The sequence below is a fragment of the Microcoleus sp. S36a_B3 genome (assembly GCF_036700745.1).
Taxonomy (GTDB): Bacteria; Cyanobacteriota; Cyanobacteriia; order Cyanobacteriales; family Microcoleaceae; genus Microcoleus.
In genome coordinates, this window is sequence record NZ_JAUBPN010000006.1 from 158,098 (window position 1) to 178,091 (window position 19,994).

The following is a 19,994-nucleotide window of genomic DNA, read 5'->3' on the forward strand; positions in this document are numbered from 1 at the left end:
TGCGATCGGGCTGGCGGGGCGTGAGAGTTCGATCGGCTCTCAAGACTTAATGTTAAGGCTAAAATTACGATCTTGCACTCGATCGAATATCGGGCGAGGGGTAACACCCCCTAAAACCAATAAAACATCGCAATTTTTAGGTTGCAGTTCCCTGTTAAAGCTAGCAAATGCTGATATCTTATCGTATTTAACCCTTAATTGACGATAATCGCATTTAAAAAGCATCGGATTCAGACAAAAAAGAACTTGAAAAACTTACATTATTCGTAAAATGCGCCTCGGCGCACCCTACATATATCTGGTAAGGTACACATTGGCGTTCCCTCTTCCTTCTTCATGATGACGTTGTACGGAAAGCAGTTGTCAGTTGTCAGTTGTCAGTTGTCAGTTGTTAGTTGTCAGTTGTTACCAATAACCAATAACAAATAACTAATAACAAATAACTAATAACTTCTGACCTACTTTACATTTTGAGCGGGAATCCCGCTAGTTCTTAACATATCGGCAACTGTGCCGCAGTAACTCGGCATTCCGATGCTTTCGGGATTGACCAGATTTTTATAGGTAAAATGGCGGTAGCTGATGCAAAATCTGTCCCAAGCTGCCACCTGAATTCGGAACAGCCAAATAAAGAAATCGGCCAGCCAAGGTGACAGAGTAATCCGAAAAAATATGTTTTTATGCAAATACTGGCAAGCTTGTTCGACAACTTCGTTAGCTGTAATCGCCGGATTTCCTAGCACAAAATGTCGCGGTTCCTCGGAAGCTGGCGGATGTTCAACTAAATAATTAACTACTTTGGCAATATCTGCACCGTGGATGAAGTGAAAGCTTCCGTCTGCCTTAAACCAGCGAATTAAACCTATCCATTTGGCGACAAGTGGCAAACCGGATGACAGGTGAGAAACTGGTTTTTCTGCGTCTCCTCCCAATACTAAGGTTGGGTAGAGTGCGGTAATCGGAGGTACATTTGTCAATGTGGATAATTGCGTCATGCAATCGTATTTTGACCGAATATAATCTGTTCCCAGTTCGCCGGCTTCTGCGAGTAAGTTGTTGTCTCTACCGAGAATGCTGGCTGTTGAAAAGTAAATTACTTGCTGGCACTTTTCGGGCGAAAGTAGTTGAATTAGGCGCAGGGTTTTGGTGACGTTGACATCAAAAACTTCTTGGGTTCCTCCCCAAGCTGTGGCGGCTAAAATTGCTACGTCTATTGTTTGCAGGAGTTCGGCCTGGCGATCGATATCTTTCATGTCGCCTTGTATGATATGGATGCCGGGGCGGGCTTTCCAGTCAAATTTTAGCTTGTCTGGGTTGCGAACTAATAGGTAAAGTTCGTGGTTGGTCTCTTGAATCAAGGTTTCGGCCATGTAGTGACCGATACAGCCACTTGCACCCGTCACAAAAATTTTTTTGGGGTTCATTTTGCCGGAGGGGAAGAGGAGAGGAATGAGGGGTTTTCACTTGATGCTGAGGCCTGATCTCCCCTAACCTTCCTTAAGAAGGGGGGGACAAGAGGCTTCTCTTGCGTTCCCATTCTTAAGCGGGGGAGAAGATTCTTTTCAAAGTCCCCCTTCTTAAGGGGGATTTAGGGGGATCAGGCCTTGGCTATAAACGAGATTTGTCAGGGTTTTTTGGGCTGATCGATTTGATGCCGAGGTCTGATCCCCCCTAACCCCCCTTCTTAAGGGGGGGACAAGAGTCTGATCAAAGTTCCCGTTCTTAAGCGGGTGATAAGATTCTTCTCAAAGTCCCCCTTCTTAAGGGGGATTTAGGGGGATCAGGCCTTGGCTATAAACGAGAGTTTTACTCGTTACCAGTTAATCGCAATCAAATCGCAATTTAAGCAGCAACTGCAAGCAATTTGTCGGCTTGTTTGGCGGTTTCAAAGAAGAAACGCACGTTGTCTTCGGGAGTTCCCGGTAATACGCCGTGTCCCAAATTGAGGATGTGTCCGCGATGACCGGCTTTGCGAATTGTATCAAGAATTCGATCGCGAATAAACGGTTGAGAACCAAACAACACGCCCGGATCGAGATTTCCCTGAACGTTCATGTTGGAGCCCAAACGCCGGCGGGCGTCAGCCATATCAACTGTCCAATCGACGCTGATGATATCGGCGCCGGATTTTGTCATGCTTTCGAGGAGGCCGCCACTACCGCTGACTAACAGAATTAGCGGGGTGTCGGGATGGGTTTTTTTGACTTGATCGAAAACCTGTTTTTGGTATGGTAGGGCGAAGGTTTCGTAGTCCTGCGGAGACAGTTGGCCGGCCCAGGAGTCGAACATTTGCACTACTTGCGCGCCGCAGTCGATTTGGTAGCGCATATAAACGGCGATCGCATCGGCGAATTTCGACAGCAACTGATGCAGTAAAGTTGGATCGGAAAATGCCATGTTTTTGATGATGGCATAATACTTAGAACCTTTACCCTCAACCGCATAGGCGGCCAGCGTCCAGGGCGCGCCGACAAAACCGAGCACGGTGGATTTGTTGCCGACTTCCGCGCGCAGGGATTGCAGGATTGTTTTGATAAAGGGCAAGCTTTCTTCCGGGTTCAGCGGTTGCAGGTTGTCGATTTGCTGCTGAGTGCGAATGGGTGAGTGGATAATCGGGCCTTTGCCTTCGGCGATGTCCATGTCGATGCCCAAACCCGGCATTGGGGTGACGATATCGGAAAACAGAATTACGCCGTCGGGTTGAAACGCGCGCCACGGCTGAAGGGAAACTTCGATGGCGACTTCGGGAATTTCGGAACGTTCGCGAAACGAGGGATACTTTTCTCGCAAATCTCGATAAGCCTTCATGTAGCGACCGGCTTGGCGCATCATCCACACGGGCGGGCGGTCTAGGGTTTCGCCGCGGGCTGCCCGCAACAACAAGGGAACTTCATTTAATGCCGACATTTTAACTTTTCTCTACCTTAGATATTTCAATGCCTTTGGTAGCTTACCATTGTCCGATCGTCCTTTTTGATCGAAAATTCGGCGATCGGCCCGCACCAGCTATTTCTGACCTGCGTATCTGGATTCGGACTGATGCGGGGTTCATAAACCGGGTTTTTGGCGATAATTCTTCGTCGCAGTCGGCAGATTCGCAAAAAAACCCGGTTTCTTTGGGTTTGATGGGTAGATGCCATTTATCTGTCATCGCAATGACAAGAAATAGTCTTCGCAATGACAACGAACAGCTTACCTAGTAACGCACACTCCGCCTACCGATACGCGACATCGATCGCGATCGCCATCGTACCAGTTATTATCATTAGCGCGATCGTCGTCGAATCTACTATTATCCACCCTCGCCGATTCTAAATCTCTAGTGCGCGGATTGTAATAATAGTCTCCCTGCGGATACCGGCGACTCGGTTCAGCGCAATAACTCTCGTTTCTGTCACCATCTTCAAACCTTACTCTCACCATACTACGTCTCACGCGACAATCAAGAGGCCGCAAGCCAAAATCATCTCGCAAAATCCGTTCTCCGTCGTAGTTGCGGTTGTTTCTGTCCCTATCGTTTCTGTCATCCCACCTATTGCTAGCCCGCCTGTCGCCATCAATTCCCGCAACTTCTAGGGTATAACTACCGCCCCTAGCAGCATCTTTTGCTAATACTAACAACTTGTAATCGCCGCTGCGGGGAATTTGATAATTAAAAGAACGGTCTTGGGTAAAAGCTACTTGTTTGTTGTTTCCGTAAAATAGTACCATCACGGGAGTAAAACCGCGACTTCTATCTGTATCTAACAATACTTGAATGTTGTCGCCTTCCCGCGCGGTGAACGTGTATTCTTGACCGCGCAATTCTTCTGTCGGAGAGCCCGGTGTCCACATATTTCGGAAACGGTAAATTGGGGAAGTGCGGCGAATTACTCCATCTATGCGATCGTTATTTCGTATCTGTTCGCCAACCGCACTAGAAGAAATCCCCGTAAGTGCCAATCCTGTAACTAGCACAGCGGCAGCAATACTGTTTAACAAGTTGTGTTTTTTCATGTCAACCTCTGGAAAATTATAAATTTTTTTTGCCTTCTTGGCGCGGACATTTGCATACACAATCCATTTTAAATCTAATTTCGGCCCACCGTCTCAACCATTAGTCTCAACTTTCGTTATTTTGGGGTTCGTCTGGGCTGATTTTTTTAACCGCAGACTAATAATTTTTCCCCCAACGCACCCTACAAACTTATAGACGTTGATGCAGCTTTTAAAGTTGCGATGTATCCCCACAAATCAGCAATCCCGATTCAGCGTCGAGACTCGCCATAATTCCCATCGGTAAAGCAGCGTTAACTCCCTCGTGCCCAAAGGGTAAATCCGAGACAATCGGAATATTTAGGTCTAAAAGCCGATCGCGCAAAACCTCTTCAATGCTAAAACTGGGAATACTCGGCTCAATCTCGCAGCGACTGAAACGCCCCAAAGCAATGGCCCGCACCCCAGCGAAAGCCCCCGCCATCCGCCACAAAGTCAGCATTCGATCGACCCTGTAAGGAGCCTCGGAAACATCCTCAAATGCGAGAATAACCCCGGTCAAATCCGGTTGATACGGGGTTCCGAGCAAATGAGAAGCAACCGTCAGATTCGCCGGAAACAGCCGCCCGGTAGCTTTTCCGCTACCCCATCCTTTCCCTTGCAAAGATTGTAAGGGGCGACCTTCTATGCAGTCAAAAAGTCGATCGACAGACCAATCCGGTTCATCCGCCAAAGTTGTCAGCATCGGCCCGTGAACGCCCCAAATCCCCAATTTGTCGTCATTCCACAGCAAAGCCGTAATGTCGGAAAAGCCGATTAACCATTTCGGCGAATGGGAGTCAGGAGTTGGAAACTGGGAATTTTCCCAATCTCCCACTTTTCCTTTTTCCAAAAGTCTAGTGCTGCCGAAACCGCCACGGACACAGAGAATACCGCGACAATCCGGGTCATTGAGGGTATCTGCCAACTGTCGGACGCGGTTTTCATCGGAACCTGCCAAATAGCCCCAGCGATCGTCAAAACCCGGTGTTAATTCAACTCGATAGCCACGAGATTTCCAAATTTCTACACCCTTTTCAAAGTTGGTTGATTCTCGCAAAGTGCCACTAGGGGCAATTACTTTGAGCAAATCTCCAGGTTGCAGAAATTTTATGTTAGTCATTTGTTGTTTGTTGTTTGTTATTTGTTGTTTGTTGTTTGTTATTTGTTGTTTGTTGTTTGGTGAATCGATCGTAATTCCGTCCGAACGGGTTTTATAGATGATTTCTGACTGCAACAGACAATCTCGCAAACCCGCCCCCACCTACCCATAAATACAAACCTACATTGTCGAATTTGAGGCAATTTTTAGGTTGATGTGGGTTATCGGTTGTGGTTGCATCGGAATGATTTAACCACAGAGGGCGCAGAGAACACAGAGGAAGACAATAGAGAGATGAATACAGGACGATGAAGTGGCGGGGCGGGTTTATCTAGATTGTTGATAATCGTTAGGATATTGTCGGTGAAACCCGCCCCTACGGGATATGGTTAATTATTGATTTAGGAGTGAGTTTTTGAGATTGTTTGTTAATGATTGCTAAGGTAAAGTTAGAATTTCTACCCCGGAATCTGTCACGGCTAGGGTGTGTTCAAATTGAGCCGAAAGTTTTTTATCCTTAGTGATTGCAGTCCAACCATCGCCCAATATTTCTACTTCCCAAGTTCCCTCATTAATCATTGGTTCAATCGTAAAAACCATGCCTTTTCTAAGTTTTTTTCCTGTGCCCCGCTTCCCGTAGTGCAAAATTTCCGGTTCGGTGTGAAAAACGCGGTGCACGCCGTGTCCGGCAAAATTTCGTACTACCGAAAAACCCTGTGCTTCAGCATATTCTTGAATTGCTGCACCGATGTCGCCCGTACGAGCACCGGGTTTGACTTCAGCAATTCCTCTTCTCAAGCATTCTTCGGTAACTTCAACTAATTTTTTCGCTACTGGTGAAGGTGTTCCCACAAAAAAAGTTTTAGAAGTATCGCCGTGATAGCCATCAACTAAGGGGGTTACGTCTATGTTAATAATGTCGCCTTCTCTGAGAATTTGTTTGGCATTGGGGATGCCGTGACAGACTACTTCATTGACGCTGGCGCACAGAGATTTTGGAAATCCTTTGTAACCTAAAGGAGCGCTTTTTGCTCCGCGTTCTACAGTCCAACGTTCGGCTTCGTCGTTAATTTGGAGGGTGCTAGCTCCTGGTTTAATCATTGGTTCGAGATGCAACAAAAGTTGAGCTGCTAAGCTGCCGGCTTGACGCATTTTTTCTATTTCTCTGCTGGATAGCAGCACTAGACGTTCGGTTGGCATAGTTTTTTTTCGGTCTTTTGTTGTGGTCGATTAGGAGTTTATTTAACTCAATTTTAGATGAAATTTGAACTAGCGTTCAATCAATTTATCAAGGAGCTCAGTCAGCGGATATTTCTCACAGTTTTGCTATTATTACTGACGCACCCTACTAGCTGCAATCGAGTTGAACCAGTGTTGAAATCGATCGCCCAAAGCTTCCAAAGAATATTCTACCTCTGCTTGTCGCCGGCAAGCGCTGCGGTCAATTTGGTCTAAACGGGCGATCGCACCTACCAAGCCATTTACGCTGTCAGGCTCCACTAAAAAGCCCGTGTGGCCGTCTCGAACAATTTCGGCGGGGCCCCCGCGCGCGTAGGCAATCACGGGTACACCGCACGCTAAAGCTTCGATCGCGACATTTCCAAAAGCTTCTACCCAGCGCGGTGTCATCAACAAGGCTCGGCACCGGCGGACTTGCTCTTGCATTTGGGTTGTTGTCAGAAACCCTAAATATTCTACCGGAGCATCCGGGTAATCTGCACAAATTTTTTGCCAATAATCCTCATCCTGCATTTTGCCCATAATTTTTAGGGGAATGCCTGTAATTTTTGCAGCCGCCACTGCATCTTCTAAGCCTTTCTCCGGGGCGATGCGGCCTAGCCAAGCTAATTTTGATTGTGGTTGGCTGCAAAATTCGTACAGCGATAAATCTATGCCGCTTCCCAACAACTGACATTCTGCGGCAAAGGCAAAGGTTTCGGCTTGGGAGGCGGTGTAAACTCCGATCGTACCGGGAAATTGGGCGGCGGTTTGTTCGGCGATGCGATCGAGCGATCGCACCAGAGAGCCCATACTTATAAAATGGGCGATCGGAGTCCTAAAAAAAGGTGTCAAATAAAACGGCAACCAATCGTAGGCAAAATTAACAATTACATCCCATTCATCCTGAACTTGGCGCGCGTATTCCCACATATTCGCCAGCACAGCATCGGCGGGCATCACGATAGAAGCATTGTAATCTTGTGTTTGGGCAGTTACTTGCAAATCCCCCGCGATTTCGATTACGGGAATTGATTCTAATACTGAACCGACTGGTGCTACAACTGTTATTTTATGACCGCGCCGGTGTAATTCTTTGGCAATATTGAGGACTGTAAGTTCGACTCCGCCGCCCAACCCCGAACCGAGTTGGCCGACAGAAGTTGATAGAAACAATAATTTTAAAGAGTTATTAGTAGTCATTGGTTATTGGTTATTAGTTATTGGTTATTAGTTATTGGTTATTAGTTATTGGTCATCAGTCATTTATTTTAGCATAGGATCGCTCGTCGTGTTGACTGTTGACTGTTAACTGTTAACTGTTAACTGTTGACTGTTGCCCAATCCCTCCGCTTCGCGCTCGCCCTATTTGGCCAATCCCTCCGCTTCGCGCTCGCCCAATTCCCAATTCCCAATCCCTCCGCTTCGCGCTCGCCCAATTCCCGATGACTATTCATCCCTTTCAGAACGAGGATGGATGCGATTTAACTGATTGATTGCCCAGCGAGCAGTCTCCTGAACTTCTGCATCTGGATCGTTAGTCGCGCGGTGCAATAAATAACTGATTTGATTCACCATTTCGTAAATTCTAGTCAAGTCGCGAATCGCATTTTTTCGCACTTCTGGGTTTTCATTTTGCAGCGAAATTGACCAGGCATTATTCATGGGTTTGAGCGTGCGAATGCCAATTTCTGAGACACTTGCCAAAATTAAACTGTACTGGTTTGAGTCGGAATTTGCTAGCAAATCTAGCAACGGTTCAACAGCTCTCGAATCTCCCTGCTGGCCTAGTTCCCAAATTGCTTTGCGCCTATAAGCTGGATTTCGGTGCTGCAAATCTTCAATCAGTGCTTCAATAATATCAACGTTATTTGTATCATCTGTTTGTGCAAGGGAAATATTTTTTTTCTTATTCGTCGCTAGCGAATCACCTCGATTGGTTGTTTCGGGAAGGTTGAAACCTGTTTCGCTGTAGCCGTTGCTGTTAGTTTCTGAGGGCGCGCCACGGGCATTAATTCGATCGCCCTCTAGCCCAGCATTCTCCGATTCGGATGCTCCAGATTCCAGGAGAGACGGTAAAGATCGATCGCTGTTGTTGTCGAGACTGTGGCCTGTTGAAAAATCCACAGGGTAGACCAATTTGCCCCGATCGCGCGGATTGGTGGCTCGATAGTTTCTTGGGTTGCGGCGATCGACTGTTCCCCCTCGACGCCTAGAATTATTTGACTCGTCGTTGCCAACTAATTTCAGCATGATAAATACTGCCGCTGCCGTGATGACAACTGCAGCCAAACCCAATATTAAGAATCCCCGCTGGCGAGACAAAATGACGATTAGATTGGAGATTGCTTTCGGGATTTTGGAATTGGATTTTGGCGGTTGGGACGGCTTAGATTTGTTTTTATCCGCCACCGGAGAGGGTTTTGGAGCCTTGGAATCCGGGCGATCGTCCGCCTGAGCAATTTCTTGGGAAACAGCCCGGTACGAAGCATTGAGAGTTTGTGGTCTTCCGTCCGCACTTGGACTGAAGGCAGCGCCCAGACAGGCAAGACAGGTCAATAAACATAAAGTGGAGCGGTAGTGCGCCATAGGACTCAATCAGGGTTTTGAGAGGCAACGCCGCGTGACGAGCTTTAGTGTAACCTTGAGTTAGCTCGATCCTAGCTGCTATGAGTCCAACTAACTTACAAATACCACGGCTTTTCACAAAAAATCTTTAATCCAGATGGTAGCGATCGAGAATTCGATCGCACAATTGTCTCAATAACGGCTGCAGCAGGTAAAGCGGTGGCATCCACAAAGTCGATTGCTACACCTAACAGAGGCAACAATCGCCTCAGTTACCTGCTGCGATGCGCCGGCAATTGTTGCTTGCCGTCGATTTCTGACCCATAGCGTCCCACAAGCAAGAGTTTAACTGTTGCGTTGGCCAGTCAGTCGATCGCTTTTTGTCTCATCGAAATCGGGGTTTGGACGGGGAGGATTTGCTGCTGCCGCCAGAAACCGGGTTTTTGAGTATATTTATGGTAGCGAAACCGCATATTTTTACTATGTTTTTTACTACGCACTTAACCCGAGTTAAATCGATCGACATTTAATCCTGTTTCACAAAATCTGATATAAGATAGAACTAAATTTTTCGTGTGAGAGTAGAGGCATTTGTGAGCCAACAAGACATCTTAAATTTAGCAAAAGAAGGCGACCCAAGGGCGATCGCATTTCTGATCGGCCAAGCACTCCACAGCTTCGGAGTCACAGCTAAAGCTAGCCGGGACAACGACACCCTGCACCTGCTGCTGGAAGCAGAACAATTACCCGCAGAAGAAGCCTGTCTGCGAGTCGCAATCAAAGGATTGCAAAGACTCCAAGCAAATAACGTTTACTCAGTAACAGTTTACGGGCGACAGGCCGGTAAACAAATGCCCGCTTGGACTCAAACAGTAGAATTAAAAAAAGCCTTAACTTTCGCACCCATTAGTCTAGCCTCACCCGTTAGCGTAGCCGCAGCCCCAATTCCTGCCGCCGTAGGCCTACGCACAGCCCCAATTCCTGTGACTTTGCCAACCAGAGAAAAAACTCACCATGTTGTCACCACAGCGCCCGCTCCAACACCCGAAAAATTTCCGCCCCAACCCCGGAAAATCCCAACTCCCAAACCCACAAACCAAGGCCAGCCAAAGCCATCACCGCGCCCAAAGTTAGCCCGCACTAAAACTAAAAAATCTTGGCTGTCAGTCGGTGCCCTGAGTCTGATTCTCGTGCCGATATCCGGCTTTGTTTTGCGCGCTCAATTTCACAAATCCTCCAGCACCGCCCCCATTAATTCTCTCACCTCAAAACCAGCAGTACCAAAAGCGCGTGAAGTGCAGCTATCGGGCAGCGCATCGACACCAGCACCAGCGCCCGCAGCCAAACCAGAACCCGCTCCAAAATCGCCCTCTCCCGCAGCACAAAAACCCGCCAATCTCCCCGCCACAGTCAGCATCAAAGCCGTTGGCGACATCATCCCCGGCACCAATTTTCCCTACAACAAACTGCCAGCAAATAAGGAGCGTTTATTTGATTCGGTAAAACCGTACCTTCAAGGAGCCGACATTCTGTTTGGCAATTTTGAAAGCACGATGACCGATTACCCTTACAGTTCCAAAGGAGTCGGCGGACGAATGCTGTTTGCCTTTCGGACTCCTCCGAGTTATGCCAAAATCTTCAAAGATGTTGGTTTTGATATTTTGAATATTGCCAACAATCACTCTTACGATTTTAACGAGCAGGGATTTAAGGACACGATTAAAAACATCGACAGCAACGGCATGAAAGCAGTTGGCAAAAGAAACCAAATTGTTTATCAAAATGTCAAAGGCGTAAATGTTGCTTTTATCGGTTTCAGCAACTACGGCGAAGTTCACAATTCCTTACTGGAACTTAAAGAAGGGGCAGAACTTGTCAAAAAAGCGAAGCAAAAAGCCGATATTGTAGTGATATCCGTTCATGCGGGAGCTGAAGGAACCGGAGCTCTGAATGTAAAAAATAGAAACGAATTTTTTCACGGAGAAAACCGGGGAAATATGGTTTTGTTTTCGCGAACGATGATTGATGCGGGAGCGGATTTGATTTTAGGACACGGCCCGCACGTTACCAGAGCAGTGGAACTTTACAAAGGGAAATTGATTGCTTATTCCCTGGGCAATTTTATGGGTTATCGCACTTTGTCCACAGCGGCAGAACTCGGTCAATCTCTGATTTTGGATGTGAAAATCACTCGGCAAGGGGATTTTGTTTCTGGTAAGATTATCCCCGTGGAACTAGACAAGCAAGGTATTCCGTCTGTGGATCGAGATTTTAGGAGTGTGGGGTTGATTCGCCGTTTGACAAAGAGCGATTTTCCCAACACTGGTTTGACAATTGATGACAAGGGACAAATTTTGAAGAAGAGTAAGTAGTTAGTAGTCAGTAGTCAGTAGTCAGTTGACTGTTGACTGTTGACTGTTGACTGTTGACTGTTGACTGTTGACTGTTGACTGTTGCCAACTAACAACTAACAACTAACAACTAACAACTAACAACTAACAACTAACAACTGCCAACTGCCAACTGCCAACTGCCAACTGCCAACTGACTACTCGTCAACCATTGCTTTCAAAGCTTCTTTCATTTCGTCTGCTGTTGTCGTCGCCGTACCGAATTGACGCACGACAATGCTAGCCGCTAAATTGCCCAAAACTGCCGCTTCCCAACCGGATGCACCGACGCATAAAGCTAAAGTCATTGCTGCTACAACTGTATCTCCCGCACCGGTTACATCGAATACATCAGTTTTGTTAAAAGGGGGAATATCCCAACTTTGAATGTTAAATTTTCCCTGTTGGCAAATAGATGTTGGAGAAGGTGAATTTTTGATTGTTTCGCCGTTCACCCTTTCAAACAAACTCATCCCTTCTTCGCCGCGAGTAATCAGGATTTTTTGAGCTTGAGTTAAGTTCAATAAATCGCGTCCTGCCTGCATTAAAGTTTGAGGGTTTTTGATAGCATATCCGACTGCTTGTTCGGCTTCGGGCAGGTTCGGAGTAAACAGCATTGCTCCAGAATATCGCTGCAAATCTGTTTGAGCGTCTACGATTGTTTTGCCGGGAACTACTGCCGATTCGATCGCCAAATTGGTCAAAACTCCGTCGCCGTAGTCGGAACAAACCACAGCATCTACTGTCGGGATTTGCTGCCGGATGTAGTCTGCTAATTGCAACTGCAAGTCTAAATCCGGCAACTCGTCAGATTTGCGATCGACTCGGACAATTTGCTGAGTCACTGACTGTCGCGCGTGCCCGGAAATTCGAGTTTTGGTGACAGTCGGACGCTGCGAATCGATGAAAATCCCGCCCGTATCTATTCCCGCCGCCTCAAAAATACCGCACAAAGCCTTTCCCTGGTCGTCTTTTCCTACCAAACCGGCAACTTTGACTTTGCCTCCCAGTTTGGCCAAATTGTAGACAGCATTTGCGCCACCTCCGGGTAGTTGCCGAGTATTTTCGTAGCGCAAAATCAACACAGGTGCTTCGCGGGAAATTCGCTCTACTTGTCCGGTAAGAAACTCGTCCAAGGTCAAATCTCCGATCGCTAATACCTGCGCTCGATCGAAGCAGTCTAATCTTTTCAATAATTGCTCTGTTGAGGCACGCAGTTGAGGCAAAAAATCGGAATAGTCGTTAGTCATTAACCAAAAAAATGAGACTGAGGAGTTGATTGTTGAGCATGGGAGGAGCAGCACTTAAAAGTCCTAATAAAGATTAATAATTGTTTCCTCCCTGATTTAATTTTTAACTGTTTGTTCATTGTCTCATTTGGATTTTGAGAAACCCGTTGCAGGCTGCAGGCGAGATCCCTCGCTCGACAAAATTGCAAATAATTGCATTAAGACTCAAGATCGAGTTTCACGGTGTAGCATTTTCTTTCTACATAAGTGCCTGCAAACAAACAGCAGAATTATTTCAATTTTTGCTTGATAATCGCAATCACCTGAGACATTTGTTTTTTGAGTGCATCAATTTCCGCTTGCATTTTTGCCATTTTCAGGGTCATCGCCTGAATGTCGGCAGTGCCTGCTTCTGAGCTTGGTGCTGCGGCGGCTTCGGGCAATGGTTTCCTTTTGGCCAGTACCATCGCCGATTTGATCGCCTCGGTTAGCTGCTTCTTCTCAAAGGGTTTGGCGATGAATGCAAAAAAATGCTTCTCGAAGGGTTTCGGAATTTTTTCCATCACCTCTTCTTCGCGACCCGACATGATCACCAAAGGTATCTTGGAAAGTTCGGGGTGGGCTTGCACTTTTTGATACACTTCCCAACCGCTGACTTTGGGCAGTAGGAAATCTAACATAATTAGATTCGGGCGGGCTTGGCGGATCAGTTTGAGTCCCTCTTCGCCGTCTTTTGCTTCTAGAACTTCAAAGTTACCTTGAGGTAACATTTCTCGGACTCGGACGCGGATGACTTTACTGTCATCGATTACCAAGATTTTTTGACCAGCCACGACTGACTCCTTCAGTAATGAGTGATGAGATTCGCAACCTTTAGTATATCCCTAACCGAATTCTACCCAGAATTCTGGGGAATATTGTTTTGCTGCAATGGCCGCCTGATTTTGATTTGGGGTGAGGCTGCTACAAGTTGAGGGACTTTGATTTCGGATACGATCGAATATATTAACTCGATCGCCCTTAAATTTTATGTCGCCCCAGACTCCTCAAACTCCTACTGTCAAAGCAACTGCCGCCCAAATGCGGGATGAAATCGAAGCGATGCCGGAATGGCTGCGACGGCCTCTTGGCAAAGCTAGCGAACTTTCCCAAGTGCAGAAAATTATTAAACAGCGGCAAATTCACACGATTTGCGAGGAGGGCAGATGTCCCAACCGGGGCGAGTGCTACGCCCAACAAACGGCGACTTTTTTGTTGATGGGGCCAACTTGCACCCGCGCTTGTGCTTTTTGTCAAGTAGATAAAGGTCATTCTCCAATGCCCCTAGACCCGGAGGAACCGCAAAAGGTGGCCGAGGCTGTGCAATTGTTGGGTTTGCGTTATGCGGTGCTGACTTCGGTGGCGAGGGACGATTTGCCGGATGGGGGTGCGGATTGGTTTGCAAGGACGATCGCCCAAATCCGACACCTCAACCCCGATACTAAAGTTGAGGTACTGACTCCAGATTTTTGGGGAGGCATGGGGAGGAGTTCAGAGGGACAGAATTCTGACCTCGATGAGTTGCAACGAGAGCGGATTCGGACGGTGGTGGAGGCAAAACCGGCTTGTTACAACCACAATATTGAGACGGTGCGTCGGTTGCAAGGACCGGTGCGGAGGGGGGCCAAGTACGATCGCTCGATCGACGTTCTCCGTATTGTCAAGGAATTTGACCCAACTATTCCCACCAAATCCGGTTTGATGTTGGGCCACGGGGAAACTGCCGCCGAGATTGTCGAAGCGATGGCCGATTTGCGGGATGCCCAGTGCGATCGGCTCACCCTCGGTCAATACATGAGACCATCTCTAGAACACCTCCCAGTGCGTAAATACTGGACTCCGGCCGAATTTGACCGTTTTGGGTCGATCGCCCGAAAGATGGGGTTTGAGCGCGTGCGATCGGGGCCTCTCGTCCGCAGTTCCTACCACGCAGGAGCGATCGATTGAAATCAATCTCAATTTAACTCCGTATAAACTCCTAGTTACAAAAAATAACACTCTTAGATTGTGTAAATATGCCACGCTCTCTGCTATTTGTGAATACAGTGACTTATGAATTAGGAGCTTGAATCATGGCAGAGATAGCAAAGAACCAATTAAAATCCGACTCCGTGATGAAAACGGGCAAATTCCCTTACACCTTTCGCGCAGCGTGGTTTCTGTTGCTGTTAGGTATCAATTTCCTGGTTGCAGCCTATTATTTCCATATCATTGAATAGTTCTGCCACCTGAATTTTAGCAGACCCTGCTTTTGGGTAGCTCAAAGTCGGAGACGGGGAGAGTGGGGGAGTGGGAGAGTGGGAGAGGGGAAGAGGGGGAGAGTGGGAGAGTGGGAGAGTGGGAGAGTGGGAAAGGGGAGACTTTTTCCTTTTTACTACTTCGCTTTTCCTTCTGACTATTTCCCTCGTCATTCTTCCTCGTCCTTCTTGCGTCTTCCCTCTTCCTTTTGACCAATGACTAATGACCAATGACTAATGACTAATGACTAATGACTAATGACCAATGACCAATGACCAATGACTAGCGATTTCTGGATGCTTCTAACTTAGACAACCGCTCTTTAATTTTGAGCACATCCTGCTTAGTTTCAATTGCCAAAGTTGCTAAATTATCAAACATCGGGTCTCCCGAAAGCATCCTAGAATTTGTCCGGCTCGAACCAGGCCGGTTCGGAGACTGAGGGCGACTCACTCCAGAACCTTGAGACTGCAAGCTGTATATTTGTGCCCTGAGTTCAGCAATTTGACCTTCTAATTGAGTAATCCGAAACTCTAGTTGAGTCGTAGATTGAGCGGGCGTAGAAATTGGTCTAACAGTAATTGCTAAAAAGCAAATAAGACACAAAAGACAGATTTTTATGGCGCGGTGTCGAATATTTTTCGGCATAGCTTTAATAATTGAAATTATACCGTTTCCGCTTGCATCGGAATGATTGAACCACAGAGAACGCAGAGTACACAGAGGGAGAGAATATATATCTGAATCATTCCGATGCTACCGGATTTGATATGAGTCCGTTTATAGGATAACAAATCGCCGAGATTTTACGTCTCTATCAGAAGTATGTTTTATGCCACCTAAAAACGTAGCTATTTTAATGTTTGATGATGTCGAGGTGCTGGACTTTGCAGGCCCTTTTGAAGTGTTTTCGGTGACAGCAGAATTAAATTCAGAATCAAATAAAGATTCGCGACCTTTTGCAGTCTCTACCGTAGCCCAACATCCCGGTGCTGTCAACGCCCGCAACGGTTTGAGCGTAAATCCCGACTGCACTATTTCCAATTGTCCGCCACCGGATATTTTAATTGTCCCTGGGGGAAAAGGTACGAGAAAGTTGATCGATAATTCAGCAGTTATTAACTGGATCAAAGATTGTTCGCAAACAGCAGAATTAGTGCTTTCTGTTTGTACGGGTTCGCTACTGTTAGCAAAAGCTGGCTTGTTGGAAGGATTGGCAGCAACTACACACCATCGGGCGTTAGATTTATTGAGAGAATTAGCTCCAAACACAACTATTCTTGAAAATCAGCGCTTTGTAGATAACGGCAAAATAATCACTTCTGGGGGAATTGCTGCGGGAATTGATATGTCTTTGCACGTTGTCGGTAAGCTTTTGGGCACAGCACAAGCTGAAAAAACCGCAGAGCACATGGAATATAAAATGGGGAATTGGTAATTGGGTAATGGGCATGGTTAATTGTATAATTTGCGCGTAGTGGCGGGTTTTACCAACCATCTCGGCATAAAACCAACAATCTGGTAAACCCGCCCCCTCCGATACAGGAAGGATGCTACCAGATGTGATATCAAGCATCTTCGCTCCAAACTTTTAGTTGCACATAAACTAATATCAAAGCTACAGCCATCAGGAAAGTTGCCGCAGCCGCTGCATAGCCAAAATCGAATTGTGAAAAAGCTTGCTCGTAAATATAATAAACTAGCAAATTAGTAGAGTTCAAAGGGCCGCCGCCGGTGATGACGTAAACTTGCTCGAAACTCCGCAGGGTAAAAATAGCTGTAGTCACCGTAGCAAATATTAAAGTCGGTCGCAAGCCTGGTAAAGTGATGTGCCAAAATTGTTGCCAAGCGTTAGCTCCGTCCAATTCTGCCGCTTCGTAACGATTTATGGGAATTGCTTGCAATCCTGCTAAAAATACTACCATATTAAAGCCTAATTGTTTCCAAACACTGAGTAGAATTATTACTGGCATGGCCCAAACTGTGCTACTCAACCAAGGAATAGGATTTAAGCCGATCGCCATTAAGATATCATTCACCGGGCCTTCGGTTTGAAACAACCACCGCCAACCCAAGCCAACGGCAACTAAAGAGGTAATCGAAGGGATAAAATAAGCGGTGCGGAGAGCGCCCCGCCAAGCAAAGGAGCGATTTAGCAGCACTGCTAAACCCAATGGAATCACTAAACTGGGAATGACTGTGGCCGTAGTAAAATAGATGGTGTTTTGGATAACTTGCCAAAAATCCGGGTTAGTGATTAGACGCGAGTAGTTGTTCAAACCAATTAAACGCACTCCCGACTGGGTAAAGCTGCCGCTGGTAAAGCTGAGGTAAAATAAATAGGCGATCGGCCAAATCAAAAAAGTACCCAGAAACAGCAAAGCCGGGGCCAGAAAAGTCCAAGCTGCGATCGACTCATTATCCAACCAGTTAAAACGCCCAAATTTAATCGGAACCATTTGCTTGTAAATTGTAGCTTTTAGTTTTAAATGGTATCACAATCTAGGTCAATGTCACAATGAATTTTCTCGATATATTATCTAACTTACCCACTATAGAAACAGAGAGACTATTGCTGAGAAAAATCACTTTAAACGATGCCAGCGATATGTTTGAATATGCTTGCCATTCGGAAGTCTCAGAATATACAATGTGGTCAACTCACACCTCGCTAGAAGATACTAAATATTTCATCAAATCACTGATGAAAATGTACAAAAAACGAGAGCTTGTAGATTGGGGAATTGTCCACAAAGTCGATGAAAAATTTATCGGAACTTGCGGATTTGTGGAGTGGAGCATGAACCACAGCCGCGCCGAAATAGGCTACGCACTTTCTGGGAGATATTGGGGGGAAGGATACATGAGCGAGGCTGTCAATGCGGTTATTGAATTCGGCTTTCGGGAGATGTTGCTGAATCGAATTATGGCTCGATGTGAAGTTAACAATATTGCTTCGGCGAGGGTGATGGAAAAGGTGGGGATGCAATTGGAAGGAATTTTGCGGCAACAGCTATTTGTGAAAGGCAGATATTGGGATCTGAAAATTTATTCGATTCTTAGAGAAGAGTTTTTTGATAATGTTGTAGAATCTAATTGATGATTTTTGATAGTATTTAAGTTGTTCCACCTAATTAAAGGTAAAATACTAATTGCTAAAAAGCTTTCTCTGTATGTCTTCTTGCTGATGACTGATGATGTTAGCTAGGGTGGGACAGCACTCATTACTAATGACTGATGACCAATGACTGATGACTGATGACGACCCTTCGACTTCGCGAGCGGGCAAGATGACTAATGACCAATGACTAATGACCAATGACTAATGACTTCTACTTATGATAGTTAATCCAGTATCTGCTAATTCCAGCGCCAGCCTGATTTCTCCTGAAATTGGCAAAAGTGCGATCGCTCCGGGTCATCCTCCCTTAAAAATAGGAATTCTAGCATCAGGAAGTGGCAGCAACTTCGAGGTAATTGCCCAAGCAATCCAAAACCAACAGCTTAATGTTCAAATTCCAGTATTAATTTACAACAACCCCGACGCCAAAGCCGCGACCAGAGCCAAAAAATACGGCATTCCTTCGATTTTGCTCAATCACCGCGATTGCAAAAGCCGCGAAGAATTAGATACAAAAATTGTTAAAACTTTTCAAGCTCATGATGTAGAATGGGTAGTAATGGCGGGTTGGATGCGTATCGTTACCAAAGTTTTGCTCGATGCTTTTCCCGACAAAGTTATTAACATTCACCCCAGTTTGCTGCCGAGTTTCACAGGAATTCGCGCTGTCGAACAAGCACTCGCAGCCAAGGTTAAAATCACCGGATGTACGGTGCATATCGCCCGTTTAGAAGTAGACAGCGGGCCGATTTTAATGCAGGCTGCCGTGCCGGTATTGCCTGATGATACCGCAGAAACGCTGCACGCGAGAATTCAGGTGCAAGAGCACAAGATTATGCTCGGTGCGATCGCCCTTATTGCCGAATCCCATCAACAACATTGTGACTAAAAACCTCACCAGTTCCGCATCTGTCCCGGAATTACCAGTCAGCGACTCGCCCCAAAAAAGGCCGCCGCTGACCGACTGCAATCGCTTGCAATTAATCCTGAAAGACAGGCTCAAAAAGAACATCGGCATCAAGGGAGAATTCTATCTGCCTTGCTTGCCATCGATGCTAGACGACTATCTTAAATTACTGTCAGACTTCTTAAACATTCTCGGACAAAACATCGACGCTGCCCAAGCCGAAAACTTGCGAATATTAATCGCCAACGCCTTAGCAGAAGGATTCAAAAATTCTCCCCACGCTAATCTAATAGTTTCATACTTTCCCGCCAATTCCCAAACCGGTTTAGCCGACGGCATTACTCTGAATACCAAGATTCAAATCGAATCAATGGCCGAGAAATATCATAGCTGGCCGGATATTCGCCCCGAACCTTTATTTGGTAGCCATCCCGATGCCAAAGTCATCGCCATTGCCACCGAATTAGGGGAATCAAGTAAAGCACCTATTTTAGATGTCGGTGCGGGCCCAGGGCGCAATAGTTTGCCTTTAGCAAGGTTAGGTCATGCCGTGGATGCGATCGAGCTAACACCGATATTTGCCGATCGACTATCAGCAGCAGCCACCGCCGAAAACTTGCCGATCAATGTCACTCAAGGCGACGTTTTAGACCCTTTATTGAGGATGAAAACCTATCGGTACAAATTAGCCATTGCTACCGAAGTTATCTCCCACTTCCGCTACCCCGAACAAGTCCGCTTATTCCTCGGTAAAATGTCCGATGCTGTTTTAAGCGGCGGGTTTATCTTATTCAGTGCTTTCTTAGCAGTAGATGGCTACGAACCCGACGAGATGGCAAAACAAATGTCTGAATTGTGTTGGTCTTATCTGATTACTAAACAAGAATTGCAAGCAGCAATCGAAGGTTTGCCGTTAGAAATTATTTCTGATGAATCTGTGATTGAATACGAACAAAAACATTTGCCTGAGTCGGCGTGGCCGCCGACACCTTGGTTTGTCAGTTGGGCTAGCGGGCGCGATTTATTTTCGGTGCAAGAAACGCCGCCGTTAGAGTTGCGGTGGATACTGATTAAACGCTTGTAAAGAGCTGTTTCTTTTATGTGGGCTTATATCATCTCCGGTAGCATCGGAATTAGGTAATGCGAGCGGGGATCACGCGAGTTCATC

General features: G+C 46.4%; 20 protein-coding genes. 8 read left to right on the top strand and 12 right to left on the bottom strand.

Annotation, left to right across the window (positions count from 1 at the left end; translation table 11 throughout):
* Positions 1–458 precede the first annotated feature (458 nt).
* From QUA01_RS09340 to QUA01_RS09370, 7 genes are all read right to left on the bottom strand, one after another.
* Positions 459–1,424 (bottom strand): NAD-dependent epimerase/dehydratase family protein, encoded by a 966-nt coding sequence (locus QUA01_RS09340; RefSeq protein WP_333089386.1) that lies wholly within the window; start codon positions 1,422–1,424, stop codon positions 459–461.
* 418 nt (positions 1,425–1,842) lie between these two features.
* Entirely contained in the window at positions 1,843–2,907 is a 1,065-nt protein-coding gene (hemE, locus tag QUA01_RS09345) for a uroporphyrinogen decarboxylase (protein WP_333089384.1), read from the bottom strand.
* A 285-nt stretch (positions 2,908–3,192) separates the two neighbouring features.
* Entirely contained in the window at positions 3,193–3,996 is an 804-nt protein-coding gene (locus QUA01_RS09350) for a hypothetical protein (RefSeq protein WP_333089383.1), read from the bottom strand.
* A gap of 211 nt (positions 3,997–4,207) precedes the next feature.
* On the bottom strand, positions 4,208–5,137 hold the full coding sequence (locus QUA01_RS09355) for a S66 peptidase family protein (protein ID WP_333089382.1): 930 nt from the start codon (positions 5,135–5,137) through the stop codon (positions 4,208–4,210).
* A gap of 417 nt (positions 5,138–5,554) precedes the next feature.
* A complete protein-coding gene (map, locus tag QUA01_RS09360) occupies positions 5,555–6,316 on the bottom strand; it encodes a type I methionyl aminopeptidase (protein WP_333089381.1) in 762 nt (253 codons plus the stop codon).
* A 132-nt stretch (positions 6,317–6,448) separates the two neighbouring features.
* Positions 6,449–7,537, bottom strand: a complete 1,089-nt coding sequence (locus QUA01_RS09365) for a glycosyltransferase family 4 protein (protein ID WP_333089380.1) — start codon at positions 7,535–7,537, stop codon at positions 6,449–6,451.
* 246 nt (positions 7,538–7,783) lie between these two features.
* Positions 7,784–8,587, bottom strand: coding sequence for a HEAT repeat domain-containing protein (locus tag QUA01_RS09370; protein ID WP_333089378.1), 804 nt, complete (start codon positions 8,585–8,587; stop codon positions 7,784–7,786).
* Here QUA01_RS09370 and QUA01_RS09375 point away from each other — a divergent pair.
* Positions 8,586–8,792, top strand: coding sequence for a hypothetical protein (locus tag QUA01_RS09375; protein ID WP_228042530.1), 207 nt, complete (start codon positions 8,586–8,588; stop codon positions 8,790–8,792). The two genes, QUA01_RS09370 and QUA01_RS09375, sit on opposite strands and share 2 nt — an antisense overlap.
* 226 nt (positions 8,793–9,018) lie before the next feature.
* Here the strand turns inward: QUA01_RS09375 and QUA01_RS09380 are convergent, their stop codons facing one another.
* Entirely contained in the window at positions 9,019–9,165 is a 147-nt protein-coding gene (locus QUA01_RS09380) for a hypothetical protein (RefSeq protein ID WP_333089375.1), read from the bottom strand.
* Positions 9,166–9,495: 330 nt separating this feature from the next.
* Between QUA01_RS09380 and QUA01_RS09385 the strand changes: the two genes are divergently transcribed.
* On the top strand, positions 9,496–11,274 hold the full coding sequence (locus tag QUA01_RS09385) for a CapA family protein (protein WP_333089374.1): 1,779 nt from the start codon (positions 9,496–9,498) through the stop codon (positions 11,272–11,274).
* Positions 11,275–11,450: 176 nt separating this feature from the next.
* Here QUA01_RS09385 and QUA01_RS09390 read toward each other — a convergent pair whose 3' ends face one another.
* The gene (locus QUA01_RS09390) at positions 11,451–12,542 is read right to left on the bottom strand and encodes a bifunctional heptose 7-phosphate kinase/heptose 1-phosphate adenyltransferase (RefSeq protein ID WP_333089373.1); all 1,092 of its coding nucleotides are present in this window, start codon (positions 12,540–12,542) and stop codon (positions 11,451–11,453) included.
* 269 nt (positions 12,543–12,811) lie between these two features.
* Entirely contained in the window at positions 12,812–13,354 is a 543-nt protein-coding gene (locus QUA01_RS09395; RefSeq protein ID WP_333089372.1) for a response regulator, read from the bottom strand.
* A 196-nt stretch (positions 13,355–13,550) separates the two neighbouring features.
* On the opposite strand from QUA01_RS09395, the gene lipA reads away from it, so the two are divergent.
* Together lipA and psaX are read left to right on the top strand one after the other, a co-directional pair.
* The gene (lipA, locus tag QUA01_RS09400) at positions 13,551–14,507 is read left to right on the top strand and encodes a lipoyl synthase (protein WP_333089369.1); all 957 of its coding nucleotides are present in this window, start codon (positions 13,551–13,553) and stop codon (positions 14,505–14,507) included.
* 167 nt (positions 14,508–14,674) lie between these two features.
* Positions 14,675–14,779, top strand: a complete 105-nt coding sequence (gene psaX / locus QUA01_RS09405) for a photosystem I protein PsaX (RefSeq protein WP_255513042.1) — start codon at positions 14,675–14,677, stop codon at positions 14,777–14,779.
* Positions 14,780–15,080: 301 nt separating this feature from the next.
* On the opposite strand, the gene QUA01_RS09410 is transcribed toward psaX, so the two are convergent.
* On the bottom strand, positions 15,081–15,404 hold the full coding sequence (locus tag QUA01_RS09410) for a hypothetical protein (protein WP_228057580.1): 324 nt from the start codon (positions 15,402–15,404) through the stop codon (positions 15,081–15,083).
* Between the two features lie 226 nt (positions 15,405–15,630).
* On the opposite strand from QUA01_RS09410, the gene QUA01_RS09415 reads away from it, so the two are divergent.
* On the top strand, positions 15,631–16,236 hold the full coding sequence (locus tag QUA01_RS09415; RefSeq protein WP_194066668.1) for a DJ-1/PfpI family protein: 606 nt from the start codon (positions 15,631–15,633) through the stop codon (positions 16,234–16,236).
* Between the two features lie 130 nt (positions 16,237–16,366).
* Here the strand turns inward: QUA01_RS09415 and QUA01_RS09420 are convergent, their stop codons facing one another.
* Positions 16,367–17,257 (bottom strand): carbohydrate ABC transporter permease, encoded by an 891-nt coding sequence (locus tag QUA01_RS09420; protein WP_333089365.1) that lies wholly within the window; start codon positions 17,255–17,257, stop codon positions 16,367–16,369.
* Positions 17,258–17,316: 59 nt separating this feature from the next.
* Here QUA01_RS09420 and QUA01_RS09425 point away from each other — a divergent pair, with 59 nt between their 5' ends.
* From QUA01_RS09425 to QUA01_RS09435, 3 genes are all read left to right on the top strand, one after another.
* Positions 17,317–17,898 (top strand): GNAT family N-acetyltransferase, encoded by a 582-nt coding sequence (locus QUA01_RS09425; RefSeq protein ID WP_333089364.1) that lies wholly within the window; start codon positions 17,317–17,319, stop codon positions 17,896–17,898.
* A gap of 238 nt (positions 17,899–18,136) precedes the next feature.
* Positions 18,137–18,808 carry a phosphoribosylglycinamide formyltransferase gene (gene purN, locus QUA01_RS09430; protein ID WP_333089362.1) on the top strand — a complete coding sequence of 224 codons (672 nt, stop codon included), beginning with the start codon at positions 18,137–18,139 and terminating at the stop codon, positions 18,806–18,808.
* Positions 18,762–19,910, top strand: a complete 1,149-nt coding sequence (locus QUA01_RS09435) for a class I SAM-dependent methyltransferase (protein WP_333089361.1) — start codon at positions 18,762–18,764, stop codon at positions 19,908–19,910. The genes purN and QUA01_RS09435 overlap by 47 nt, the downstream gene beginning before the upstream one ends.
* Positions 19,911–19,994: the final 84 nt, after the last annotated feature.

Excerpts from the sequence above, each read along its gene's own strand:
- QUA01_RS09340 (WP_333089386.1), bottom strand. The coding sequence starts at position 1,424 with ATGAACCCCAAAAAAATTTTTGTGACGGGTGCAAGTGGCTGTATCGGT.
- QUA01_RS09370 (WP_333089378.1), bottom strand. The coding sequence starts at position 8,587 with ATGCTGAAATTAGTTGGCAACGACGAGTCAAATAATTCTAGGCGTCGA.
- QUA01_RS09420 (WP_333089365.1), bottom strand. The coding sequence starts at position 17,257 with ATGGTTCCGATTAAATTTGGGCGTTTTAACTGGTTGGATAATGAGTCG.
- QUA01_RS09415 (WP_194066668.1), top strand. The coding sequence starts at position 15,631 with ATGCCACCTAAAAACGTAGCTATTTTAATGTTTGATGATGTCGAGGTG.
- QUA01_RS09425 (WP_333089364.1), top strand. The coding sequence starts at position 17,317 with ATGAATTTTCTCGATATATTATCTAACTTACCCACTATAGAAACAGAG.
- QUA01_RS09375 (WP_228042530.1), top strand. The coding sequence starts at position 8,586 with ATGATAAATACTGCCGCTGCCGTGATGACAACTGCAGCCAAACCCAAT.
- QUA01_RS09365 (WP_333089380.1), bottom strand. The coding sequence starts at position 7,537 with ATGACTACTAATAACTCTTTAAAATTATTGTTTCTATCAACTTCTGTC.
- lipA (WP_333089369.1), top strand. The coding sequence starts at position 13,551 with ATGTCGCCCCAGACTCCTCAAACTCCTACTGTCAAAGCAACTGCCGCC.
- map (WP_333089381.1), bottom strand. The coding sequence starts at position 6,316 with ATGCCAACCGAACGTCTAGTGCTGCTATCCAGCAGAGAAATAGAAAAA.
- hemE (WP_333089384.1), bottom strand. The coding sequence starts at position 2,907 with ATGTCGGCATTAAATGAAGTTCCCTTGTTGTTGCGGGCAGCCCGCGGC.
- QUA01_RS09390 (WP_333089373.1), bottom strand. The coding sequence starts at position 12,542 with ATGACTAACGACTATTCCGATTTTTTGCCTCAACTGCGTGCCTCAACA.
- psaX (WP_255513042.1), top strand. The coding sequence starts at position 14,675 with ATGAAAACGGGCAAATTCCCTTACACCTTTCGCGCAGCGTGGTTTCTG.
- purN (WP_333089362.1), top strand. The coding sequence starts at position 18,137 with ATGATAGTTAATCCAGTATCTGCTAATTCCAGCGCCAGCCTGATTTCT.
- QUA01_RS09350 (WP_333089383.1), bottom strand. The coding sequence starts at position 3,996 with ATGAAAAAACACAACTTGTTAAACAGTATTGCTGCCGCTGTGCTAGTT.
- QUA01_RS09355 (WP_333089382.1), bottom strand. The coding sequence starts at position 5,137 with ATGACTAACATAAAATTTCTGCAACCTGGAGATTTGCTCAAAGTAATT.